Below are 6,516 nucleotides of genomic sequence, written 5' to 3' on the forward strand. Positions count from 1 at the left end.
TCTCGTCGTGGTGCTGGCATTGCTTGCCGCGGTCGGGTTCTGCGCTGCCAATCGCCCGTCGTCCGGCTGGCTCGATGCGTCGGCAGACCGCACGGTAGTCACGACCGCGGTGGCGGCGTCGTTCGTGGCTAGCAGCTGGTATTCGACAGCAACGTTCCTGCCATCGTGGCGGGACAACCCCGCACAGCCGTATCTGCAGAATGCCCAGCGCGATTTGGCTGCCGCGCAAACGAACTCGAGCACACCGTTGCTCGACCAGGAGGTCGACCCGCTGGTGCTCGGACGGGTGGCCTGGCCGGATAACCTGGCCAGCCACATGTTTGCGCTGCTGCCCGATCGCCCCGAATTCAGTTCTTCGACAACGCAATTGAAGACGCTGGACAGCAAGGGCCGGCTGGTTGACGCCCAGGTGACCTGGGTGCGCGCGATGGCGCCCGGCCCGGTTCCGCAGTGCGGATACCTGGTGCAGCCCGACCGGCCGGTTGAGGTTGGTCTCGACGGCCCACTGCTGCCGACGGACTGGACGGCTGAGATCAACTACCTGGCCAATAGCGACGGGTCGATAACGGTCTCACTGTCGGAGGGGATCGACACCCGGGTGCAGGTACATCCCGGGCTCAACCGGGTCTACGTGCGACTGCCAGGCGCGGGCAACGCGATGCGGGTGCGGGCCAATACGGCGGCGCTGAGCGTGTGCATCGCCGCGGGGCCGGTGGGATTCGTGTTGCCGCACTGACGCGCGGCAGAGGTGGAGCCACCTAGGAGAATCGAACTCCTGACCTGCTCATTACGAGTGAGCCGCTCTACCGACTGAGCTAAGGTGGCGTGCCCTGTCGGGCGGGACGAGTCTACGGCAGGGCCACTTGCACACCCAAGTTCAGTCGCGCAGTGCCTGGCCGATGGTGGCGACCATGGCGTCGACGGCGAACTTGGGCTTGACGTTGATCGCCAGCGCCTCGCGGCACTCCAGAACGGCCTCGATGCAGCGCAGCAGCCGATCGGCGGAGACGTGCGCGGCCATCGACCCGATCTGCGCGGCCATGTCGGGGTGATTGGGCCGCACGTCACCCGCACTGGCGGCGACCAGCAGTGCGTCCCGAAAGTAGGTCGCCAGGTCGATCAGCGCGCGGTCCAACGCATCCCGCGACGCCCGGGTCTGACGCGACTTCTGCCGTCGCTCAAGGTCTTTGATAGCACCGGTGGCACCGCGCAACGCACCGGCGGTGCCCTTGCCGGTGCCTCCGGCGCCCAGCGCGGTGCGCAGCTCCTCGGTCTCGGCTTCATCGCGCCCGGCGGTCAGCACTGCCGCCTCGGCCTCGGCGGCGGCGACCAGCGCCTCGGCGGCGCTGAACGCCTTCGACCGGGTCGCGGCGTCGCGGGCCAGCCCCAGCGCCTGCAGCCGGCGCTCACGCGCCTCCGGATCGGTGGCCAGCCGACGGGCCCGCCCCACGTGGCCGCCGCTGACCGATGCCGCCCAGCTCGCGGTCTCGGCCGAGAGCCCGTCGCTGTCGACCAAGACCTGCGCGATGGCCTCCGGCTGGGGCGTCACCAGCGCGATATGCCGGCACCGGGACCGCAGCGTGATCGCGATGTCTTCGGGGTCCACCGACGGCGCGCAGAGCAGGAAGACCGTCGACGGCGGCGGCTCCTCGACGACCTTCAGCAAAGCATTCGCTGCGCCTTCGGTCAGCCGGTCGGCATCCTCGACCAGGACGATCTGCCAACGCCCGGTGCTGGGCCGGCGCGATGCGACCTGGACGATCGCGCGCATGTCGTCGACGCCGATCGACAGTCCCTCCGGGATGACCCGTCGCACGTCGCCGTGGGTACCGGCCATCGTCGTCGTGCAGGACCGGCACTCGCCGCAACCGGGTACGCCCTCAGACGTGCACTGCAGGGCCGCGGCGAAGCACAGCGCGGCCACCGAGCGCCCCGAACCGGGCGGGCCGGTGATCAGCCAGGCATGCGTCATCGCGGAGCTGTGAGTCGAATCACCGCGGGCGGCGGTGGCGGCGGCCGTCAGCTCAGCCTCGACTGACTCCTGGCCGACCAACCGTGTGAATACCCGCGACATCACCGGCAACAGTAGTGGCCACCGCTGACTGTTCGGCACGTTCAGTGCTCGCACACTGCCCTTTTGGCTACTTTTTGGTCGCCGCCGACCGATACGGTGGGCAGGTGGGCATGGCCGGGGCACTTCCCAGACGGATCAGTGGATTCGTCCAGTGGTTCGTGCGCACCCCGTGGCCAGTGTTCACACTGAGCCAGCTGCAGGCCGACATCATCGGCGCGCTGTTGGTGCTGGGGTTTCTGCGCTACGGGCTGCCCCCCGAAGACCGCATCGAACTGCAGGAGCTGCCGGCCCTGAACCTGGCTACCTTCGCAGGCTCGATCGTGCTGCTGTTCCTGGCCGGAACCGCGATAAGCGCGCGCTTGCTGATGCCGGTGTTCCGGTGGCAACGCCGCGACAGTCTGCTCGCCGACACCGACCCGGCCGCCACCGCGCTGGCCCGGAGCCGTGCCCTGCGAACGCCGTTTCACCGCACGGTGATCAACCTGGCGTCCTGGCTGATCGGCGGCGTGATTTTCATCGTGGCGAGCTGGCCGGTGGCCCATCACGCCGCGCCGGTGGTGGCCGTCGCCGTCGGCCTGGGGGCCACCGCCACCGCGATCATCGGATATCTGCAGTCGGAGCGGGTGCTGCGGCCGGTGGCCGTTGCCGCGCTGCGGGGCGGGCTACCGGAGAACATCCGGGCATCGGGTGTGATCGGACGTCAGCTGCTGGCCTGGGCACTGTCTACCGGGGTGCCGTTGCTGGCGATCGTGCTGACCGTGGTGGCAGACAAGGCTGAGTACCTGCACGGGCCGCCGGAGAAGCTGTTGAACCCGATCCTGCTGCTGGCGTTGCTGGCGCTCGGTATCGGGCTGGCCAGCACGCTGCTGGTGGCGATGTCGATCGCCGACCCGCTGCGTCAACTGCGCTGGGCGCTGGGCGAGGTACAGCGCGGTAACTACAACGCGCACATGCAGATATACGACGCCAGTGAGCTGGGCCTGCTGCAGGCCGGGTTCAACGACATGGTCCGCGACCTGTCCGAGCGGCAACGGCTGCGCGACCTGTTCGGTCGCTATGTGGGCGAAGACGTCGCCCGGCGTGCGCTGGAGCGCGGAACCGAGCTCGGCGGCCAAGAGCGCGACGTCGCGGTGCTGTTCGTCGACCTGGTCGGCTCGACCAAGCTGGCGTCGACGCGACCGCCCGCCGAAGTGGTGAGCATGCTCAACGAGTTCTTCCGGGTCGTGGTCGACACCGTCGGCCGGCATGGTGGCTTCGTCAACAAGTTCCAGGGTGACGCCGCACTGGCCATCTTCGGTGCGCCGATCGAGCATCCGGACGCTTCCGGCGGCGCACTGGCGGCGGCCCGCGAGCTGCACGACGAACTGCTGCCGGTGATCGGTTCGGCGGAGTTCGGTATCGGGGTGTCGTCGGGTCGCGCCATCGCCGGGCATATCGGCGCGCTGGCCCGTTTCGAGTACACCGTGATCGGCGACCCGGTCAACGAGGCGGCCCGGCTCACCGAGCTGGCCAAGCTCGAGGATGGCCACGTGCTGGCCTCGGCGGTCGCGGTCAGCGGCGCGCTTGACGCCGAAGCGCTGTGCTGGGATGTGGCCGAGGTGGTGGCGCTGCGCGGTCGCACCGCGCCGACTCAATTGGCTCGTCCGCTCAACCTTGCCGCGCCCGAGGAAGTCCCCGGCGAACTCAGCGGTTAGCGGGCGGCGGGACTGCCGGCGCGGGGCTCAGGGTGCCGGGCAGCACCGGCCCGATGTCGAGGAACGACTTGCCCTGCGGGTCCGGTGTGACAGCGGGGTCGTTGCCCAGGTTCAGCAGGTCACTGAGGCCCGGCACGTTCGCCGGCTGACCGCCCAAGAGCACTCCGGAGTCGGACTCGGTGATGTTCTGAACCACCACCGGGCTCTCCGCACCACCCATGACCTGCAGCAAGTCCAGAACGGACGGGCTGTTCGCGTCGAGGCTCTCCTGCGAGTTGTTGGAGAGCTCCATCGATGGCACCGCGACATCGCGCAGCGGCGGCGATGACGGGGCGGCGATCAGGATGCTGACGCCGCCGAGCGCAACACCAGCGGTGATGCAGTATCGGACAGCGGGTCGCATGACTCTCCCTAGGTGACGCCGTGACGGTTCGCAACGCGTGTAGGGACACTGTACCTGAGAAGTGGCTGAGAATCATCACTTATTTTTCGAAACACCCGAAGAAAGTTTGCTAAGAGACCGCTCAGTCGGCCTGAGTCGCCGAATATGCCCTGCTAACTGCGCTTGGCGGCCTTCTTGGCGGCGGTCTTTTTGGCAGGTGCCTTCTTCGCGGTTTTTTTGGCCGTCCGCTTCACCGGGCCGCGGGCCCGCCGATCGGCCAGCAACTCGGACGCGCGTGCGTCGGTGATCGACAGCACGTCGTCGCCCTTGCGCAGACTCGCGTTGGTCTCGCCGTCGGTGACGTAAGGACCGAACCGACCGTCCTTGATCACCATCGGCTTGCCCGACGCCGGGTCGGTGCCCAGCTCGCGCAGCGGCGGGGCGGCGGCACCCTGCCGGCCGCGTCGCTTGGGCTCGGCGTAGAGCTTCAGTGCCTCCTCGAGGGTGACATCGAATATCTGGTCTTCCGTCGCCAACGACCGAGAGTCTGTGCCGCGCTTGAGGTATGGGCCGTAGCGGCCATTCTGCGCGGTGATCTCTTCTTTGGAGTCAGGGTCGACGCCGACCACCCGCGGCAGCGACAGCAGCTTCAACGCGTCCTCGAGCGTCACGGTCTGTAGATCCATGCTGCGCAGCAGCGAGCCGGTCCGTGGCTTGGGGCCGGTCGGCTTCTTGCCCTTCTTGGCCGGCTGCCCGGCGGCACCGTCGTCATCGTCGTCCGGCTTGGGCAGCACCTCGGTGACGTACGGGCCGTAACGGCCGTCCTTGGCGACGATTTCGTGCCCGGTCTCCGGGTCGACACCGAGCGTGCGTCCCTCTTGCGGCGTGGAGAACAGTTCTTCGGCGACGTCGAGGGTCAGCTCGTCGGGAGTGAGCGAGTCGTGCAGGTTTGCCCGCTGCGGCGTCGGTTCGCCGTCGTCGCCGACCACCATTCGCTCCAGATACGGCCCGTTCTTGCCGACCCGCACATTGACTGCGCGCCCCTCGGCGTCGTCAAAGAGCTTGATGGAGTTGACTTCTCGTGCGTCGATGCCTTCGAGGTTGACGCCGACGAGCTTTTTCAGCCCACCGGAGCGCGCCACCGAGTCGGCCACGCCGTGATCGCCGCCGAAGTAGAAGTTGTTCAGCCAGTTGGTGCGTCGCTCGGTGCCCGAGGCGATCGCGTCGAGTTCGTCCTCCATCGCGGCGGTAAACCCGTAGTCGACCAGACGCCCGAAGTGCTGCTCCAGCAAACCCGTGACGGCGAAAGCGACCCAGGACGGGACCAGCGCGCTGCCCTTTTTGTGGACGTAACCGCGGTCCTGGATGGTCTTGATGATCGACGAGTACGTCGACGGCCGCCCGATGCCCAGCTCTTCGAGAGCCTTGATCAACGACGCCTCGGTGTAGCGGGCCGGCGGGTTGGTGGAGTGCCCGTCGGGGGTCAGCTCGGTGGCATCCACCCGCTGTCCCTGGGTCAGGTGCGGCAGCCGGCTCTCGGCGTCGTCGGCCTCACCGCCGGCCAGTTCGTCGACGGTCTCCACGTAGGCCTTCAGGAATCCGGCGAAGGTGATGGTGCGACCGCTGGCCGAGAACACGACCTGGCGACCGTCGGATTCGCCGTTGATCCGCAGACTGAGCGTGGTACCGCGGGCGTCGGCCATCTGCGACGCCACCGTGCGCTGCCAGATCAGCTCGTAGAGCCGGAAGTCGTCACCGTCGAGCTCCCGGCGCACCGCATCGGGCGTCGCGAAGGTCTCCCCTGCGGGCCGGATCGCCTCGTGAGCTTCCTGGGCGTTCTTCACCTTGCGGGTGTACTGGCGCGCCGACGGGTAGACGTATTCCTCGCCGTACAGCTGACGGGCCTGCGTACGGGCCGCGTTGATCGCCGACTGCGACAGCGTCGTCGAGTCAGTACGCATGTAGGTGATATAGCCGTTCTCGTACAGCCGCTGGGCGATGCTCATCGTGCGCTCGGCGGAGAACCGCAGCTTGCGACCGGCCTCCTGCTGCAGCGTCGACGTCATGAACGGCGGATACGGGCGACGGGTGTAGGGCTTTTCCTCCACCGACCCGACGGTCAGCTGGGAGCCGCGCAGACCCGTGGCCAGCGAACCGGCACTGGCCTCGTCGAGCACGACGACTTCCTCGGGCTTACGCAGTGTGCCCAGCGAGTCGAAGTCGCGCCCGGTCGCAACGCGCAGGCCATCGACATTGGTCAGCCGGGCGGTGAAGGTCGGCGGCTGGGCTTTGGGGTCGGACACGCTAGCGTCCAGCTCGGCCACCACGTCCCAGTAGGCAGCGCTGCGGAACGCCATCCGGTCGCG

General features: G+C 68.1%; 4 protein-coding genes, 1 tRNA gene and 1 pseudogene. 2 read left to right on the forward strand and 4 right to left on the reverse strand.

All coding sequences use genetic code 11. From position 1 onward, the window contains the following. Positions 1-736: pseudogene (locus VN856_RS25275) on the forward strand (hypothetical protein); the annotation flags it as partial. 13 nt (positions 737-749) lie between these two features. Here VN856_RS25275 and VN856_RS25280 read toward each other — a convergent pair. Both VN856_RS25280 and VN856_RS25285 read right to left on the reverse strand, forming a co-directional pair. Continuing rightward, positions 750-825, reverse strand: a tRNA-Thr gene (locus VN856_RS25280). A 52-nt stretch (positions 826-877) separates the two neighbouring features. Next, the gene (locus tag VN856_RS25285) at positions 878-2,074 is read right to left on the reverse strand and encodes a DNA polymerase III subunit delta' (RefSeq protein WP_325694437.1); all 1,197 of its coding nucleotides are present in this window, start codon (positions 2,072-2,074) and stop codon (positions 878-880) included. A 110-nt stretch (positions 2,075-2,184) separates the two neighbouring features. Here VN856_RS25285 and VN856_RS25290 point away from each other — a divergent pair, with 110 nt between their 5' ends. Next, entirely contained in the window at positions 2,185-3,768 is a 1,584-nt protein-coding gene (locus VN856_RS25290) for an adenylate/guanylate cyclase domain-containing protein (protein ID WP_325694442.1), read from the forward strand. On the opposite strand, the gene VN856_RS25295 is transcribed toward VN856_RS25290, so the two are convergent. Next, the gene (locus VN856_RS25295) at positions 3,758-4,171 is read right to left on the reverse strand and encodes a hypothetical protein (protein ID WP_325694438.1); all 414 of its coding nucleotides are present in this window, start codon (positions 4,169-4,171) and stop codon (positions 3,758-3,760) included. The genes VN856_RS25290 and VN856_RS25295 overlap by 11 nt on opposite strands. Positions 4,172-4,323: 152 nt before the next feature. Then, on the reverse strand, positions 4,324-6,516 hold a 2,193-nt coding region (gene topA, locus VN856_RS25300), incomplete at its 5' end, for a type I DNA topoisomerase (protein WP_325694440.1).

Origin of the sequence: Mycobacterium sp. (genome assembly GCF_035603715.1) — a bacterium.
Classification (GTDB): domain Bacteria; phylum Actinomycetota; class Actinomycetes; order Mycobacteriales; family Mycobacteriaceae; genus Mycobacterium.